Annotated in this window: 3 protein-coding genes and 1 pseudogene; 1 reads left to right on the top strand and 3 read right to left on the bottom strand. The window is 68.0% G+C overall.

Annotated elements, in window-relative coordinates; genetic code table 11:
- Positions 1–125, top strand: a pseudogene (locus EOA29_RS26555) (cell division topological specificity factor); the annotation flags it as partial.
- Between the two features lie 179 nt (positions 126–304).
- Here the strand turns inward: EOA29_RS26555 and EOA29_RS26560 are convergent.
- From EOA29_RS26560 to EOA29_RS26575, 3 genes are all read right to left on the bottom strand, one after another.
- On the bottom strand, positions 305–2,077 hold the full coding sequence (locus EOA29_RS26560) for an ABC transporter ATP-binding protein (RefSeq protein ID WP_245464727.1): 1,773 nt from the start codon (positions 2,075–2,077) through the stop codon (positions 305–307).
- Positions 2,074–3,099, bottom strand: coding sequence for a glycosyltransferase (locus EOA29_RS26565; RefSeq protein ID WP_126094726.1), 1,026 nt, complete (start codon positions 3,097–3,099; stop codon positions 2,074–2,076). The genes EOA29_RS26560 and EOA29_RS26565 overlap by 4 nt, the downstream gene beginning before the upstream one ends.
- A gap of 355 nt (positions 3,100–3,454) precedes the next feature.
- A partial coding sequence (locus EOA29_RS26575) for a glycosyltransferase (RefSeq protein WP_127221833.1) occupies positions 3,455–4,422 on the bottom strand: 968 nt, incomplete at its 5' end.

A 4,422-nucleotide genomic window follows, 5' to 3' on the forward strand; every position in this document is an offset into this window, starting at 1 on the left:
AGCACGTGCAGATCGACCAGGACTATCTCCAGGTCTCGATGGACCGCGGCGCGACCATGTCGACGCTGGAGATCGACATCCAGATCCCCAACAAGAGCGCCGTGCCGCTTGCGATGGCAGGGTGAGTAGCGCCAGCTAATCTCCCCCCTTGAGGGGGAGATGGCCGCGAAGCGGCCAGAGGGGGTCGTCTCACGTAGAGCGCCGACCTCATCTCTGGGCGCGCAGGGCGCTGGCGCTCAACGCGCGGCGACCCCCTCTGTCGCCTTCGGCGACTTCTCCCCCTCGAGGGGGGAGATTCCAGCGCTCACTCCGGCCGATACAGCTCGTCCATGCTGAGCTTCGCCATCTCCGCGAACGGCGCCTGCTTCTTCACCCTGCCGTGCTCCAGGATCACCAGATCGTCGCAGAACGAGATCGTCGAGTGGTGGTGGCTGATGACGATGGTGGTGCGGCGGCCGGCGCGCGATTTCAGCGTCTCTACGATCGCCGCTTCCGAAAGCCCGTCGACCGCGTTGGTGGCCTCGTCGAGGATCAATATGTCGGGGTCGCGCAGCAGCGCTCGCGCCAGCGCGATGCGCTGCCTTTGCCCGGCCGACAGGTTGACGCCGCGATAGCCGACCACCGTCTGGTAGCCTTGCGGCAGCGTCTCGATGAAGGCGTGCGCCTCGGCGAGCTCGGCCGCGCGGCGCGCCTCTTCAGCGCTCGCCGTGTCCTTGCCGTAGGTGATGTTGTCGAGGATGGTGCCGTCGACCAGCTCCAGCTCCTGGCTGGCGAGCGCGATATGGCGGCGCCAGTCGGCCGGGTCGATCTCGCCGAGCGGCGCTCCGTCGACGAGGATCTTGCCCCCGTCCGGCTCGACGAAGCGGCAGAGCAAATTGACGATCGTCGTCTTGCCGGCGCCCGAGCGGCCGATCAGCGCCGTCGAGCGGCCGCTCACGATGTCGAAGCTCGCCGCGTGCAGCACCGCCGCGCGCTGTTCCTCATTGGCATAGCTGAAGCTCACGCCCTCGAAGGCTATTCTGTCGCCAAGGCCGGCGAAGGGGCGGCTGCCCTCAGGCGGCGCGGGCTTGCCGTTGGGATCGAGCAGCCAGGTCACCTCTTCCAGCGAGCCGGAAAGCCCCTGCAACTGGCTCCATGTCATCTGCAGCGCCCTGACATGCGGCTGCAGGCGGTAGAGCAGGATGAGGAAGGACGCGACCACCGGAAAGCTCAAGCCGGCGAGCCAGGCGCCGATCACCACCGCCAGGAACAGCATGGCGTGCAACACTTCGGTCAGCGGCGCCAGCGCGCCCTGCCGGTTGGAGAGCAGGAAGGCCGCCCGCCGCACGCCGTCGGAGGCCTTCTCGAATGCAGCCTTCTCGCGCGCCTCCTGGCCGAAGATGCGGATCAGCCGGCCGGCATGGACGAGGTGCAGCATCTGCGATGCGAGCGCGCTGTTGCGCGCCGAAACACTGCGGCTCGGCGCCCTCAGACGGGCCGACAGCGCCATGTGCGCGGCCTGCACCAGCGCCAGCCCGAGCATCACCAAAAGCGTCATCTGCCAGGATAAGAGCAGCAGGAATGCAAGCAGGATAAGCGCCGCCGAGGCGCTGACGATGGCGCCGAGCACCCCCTGGATGGCGTCCGACGCCCGCCAGGATTCGTTGGAGATGATGTTGAGCAGCCGCCCCGGGCTTTCCCTCAGGAAAAAGGGATAGCCGACGGTCAGCAGCCGTTCGGCCAACGCGCCGCGTATCGTCTGGCTGGCCTTGCCGTAGATGTGGGCAGTGAGCACCGAATTGGCGAAGGCGAGCAGGTTCTTGAAAAGGATCGAGCCGAGGATCGCGGCCGAAATCGCGATCAGCCGCTCGCGCTCGCCGAGCCCGGCGCCGACCTGCTGGAGCAGGGCGGAAAGGCCCGCCATGCCGGTCGCCTCGCCATGCCCCATGATGATGCCGAGCAGAGGGATGATGAGCCCGATGCCGAAACCTTCGAGCGCGGCGCTTGCAAGGCCGAGTACGACGACCACAGGCAGCAGGCCGAGCTGACGGCGGCCAAGCGCGCGCCGCAGCATCGGCAGCGTCGGGCGTCCGGTCATCGCGCGCCGGCCTCCGCCCTGGTCTCGGCGGTCTCGTTGGCGAGCCGCGCTTGTCGTGGCGGCCGTCTGGCCAACACCAGAGCCATGAACTTCGCCGCGCCCGCGAGGTTCATCAGCACGATCGGCCAATGCGACAGCTTGAGCTCGTGATCGAAACGCGGGCCGCCGATCAGCTCACGCAACGCCGACCGCGTCGCCCAGTAGAAGTGGCGCAGCAGCCAGGGCGCGCGGCGGATGTGCTTCAGGCAGAGCGCGCCGTTGCCGAAATGATAGTCGCGGTGCAGCCGGCCGATCGCCTTGCGGTCGCGCCTGCCGTGGTGATGGAGGATCGTCATGTCCGGCACATATTCGACCGCGATGCCGGCAAGCATGGCGCGCACCAGATAGTCCGTGTCCTCGGCCGAACGCAGCGCCCCGCCAGCGCCGAAACGTTCGTCGAAGGGGCCGATCAAGGCGGCGACGTCGCGATGCATGGTCATGTTGCAGCCGAGCACGAAACCGCCCGGATGGACGGCGGGCGTCAGCCGCTCGCGTTTGTCGCAGCGTTTTATCGTGAAAGGCAGGTCGCGCGCGTCGCCGATCTCGACGCGGCCGCCGCGGATCAGCCATTTATCGCCGCTTGCATAATGCCGTTCGAGGTCGACGAGGTAGTTGCGGTCGAGCCTGCAATCGTCGTCGACGAAGACCAGAACGCGCCCGCGCGCCCGCGCCAGCCCGGCATTGCGCGCCGTCGCCAGTCCGGGGCGCGGCTCGCGGATCGTGGTCAGGAGAAGGTCGGAGGCCGCGGCGATCCGGGAAAGATATTCCGCCGTGCCGTCGCGCGAGCCGTTGTCGACCACCACCAGTTCGGCGGCGAAGGTGGGGTGCGCCCTGCAGGCGGCCCGGATCGAGTCGATGCAGGCTTCCAGCACCGTCGCGCGGTCGCGCGTGCAGACGATGAAGGAGACCCGCGGCCGCTGCCTGGGCCAGGGAGGCGCGGGCAGGACCGGGAGCCGCGGCAGCGGATGGCGCGCGTCGTTCATGGCGTGGCCTCGGCGGCTGCCTCGCCCCGACAGATAGATGCGATGCGTCGCGATCCTTCACACCCCCCTCTGTCCTGCCGGACATCTCCCCCGCAAGGGGGGAGATTGGACGTCGCCTCGACTTTCGCCAATCTCAAGCGGCGAATAAGTGGGCGCCGTCGGCGAAGCCGCCAATCTCCCCCCTTGCGGGGGGTGAGGAGTGGTCCGCGAAGCGGACGCGAAGCCAATTGCTTGGCTTCGCGAACGACGAACGCCCGGAGCGGTAGCGAAGGGCCGGAGCCGGCAGGCCAGAGGGGGGTGCTGTCCCGCCAGCATTGGCGGTTACAGCCCTGTATGACAACTTGGCCCATCTCCCTCATGCCGTCCCCATCCGATAGCGTGCCAGCACCGATGCCGCCGGCGCGGATTTGAAGCGGTGGGCCATCCGGTCCGCGCGTTTGCCCGCCCACATCGAGGCCTGGCTCAGCCAGGGGGCCCAGGCACAGGGGCTGAGCGCGTATTTCTCGCGGCGGCGGATCGCGTTCCATTTCGCGGCAAGCGTCAAAAGCTCGTGGGTCAGGGCCGGGCGTTCCTCGTCGTTTACGAGCTGGTAGAGAAAATAGAACAGGTTGAGCGCGCCGGCCTCGAAGCTCGGCCGGGTTGCCGCTGGCAGTGCCGCGATATGCTCCTCCAGCGCGCGGATGAAGGCTGCCGCCCGTCGCACGGTGTCGAAGGAAACCTCGTCACCGATGGCGCGTAGGTCTGTGCTGTCCTGCGCCAGGCCCTCGTGCTCGAGATTCTCCGCCACGATCCTGAGATGCGTGCGCCGCATCTCCCTCGTATGCCGGCTGGTCACGCTGCCGGGATGCACGCGGTAGACCAACAGGCTCTCCTCCATCATGGCCGCCGGATAGCAGCCGGCAAGCCGCCGGAAGAGGTCGAAATCCTCGGCATGCCGGTAGGTACCGTCGTAATGGAGGTCGGCCTCGCCGATGATCCGGCGGTTGTAGACCACCGTCGGGTGCATGAAGATCGTGAAGAACTGCGACAGCACGGAGAGGTCGAGGCGGAACACCGGATCGAGCCTGCCCCGTGCGACGCGGCCGTATTGCAGCATGTCGACAAGCGAGCCGCAGAAGCCGAGCTCGGGCCGCGCGGCAAACAGCGCCGCCTGCCGCGACAGGCGCCAGGGATAGGCGAAGTCGTCGGCATCCATGCGCGCGACCAGCTCGCCGCGCGCGACCGCCAGCCCCTCGTTGAGGCTGGCGACGAGGCCGCGGTTCTCGCGCGAGATGATTGAGACGCGGCTGTCGTCCCGGCGGCAGCGCTCGAGGATCTCAAGCG

The sequence above is a fragment of the Mesorhizobium sp. M1E.F.Ca.ET.063.01.1.1 genome (assembly GCF_003998155.1).
In the GTDB taxonomy this organism is placed as follows: Bacteria; Pseudomonadota; Alphaproteobacteria; order Rhizobiales; family Rhizobiaceae; genus Mesorhizobium.

What these genes read in the sequence shown, in the direction of transcription:
- EOA29_RS26565 (WP_126094726.1), bottom strand. Translation starts at nt 3,099, where the DNA reads ATGAACGACGCGCGCCATCCGCTGCCGCGGCTCCCGGTCCTGCCCGCG.
- EOA29_RS26560 (WP_245464727.1), bottom strand. Translation starts at nt 2,077, where the DNA reads ATGACCGGACGCCCGACGCTGCCGATGCTGCGGCGCGCGCTTGGCCGC.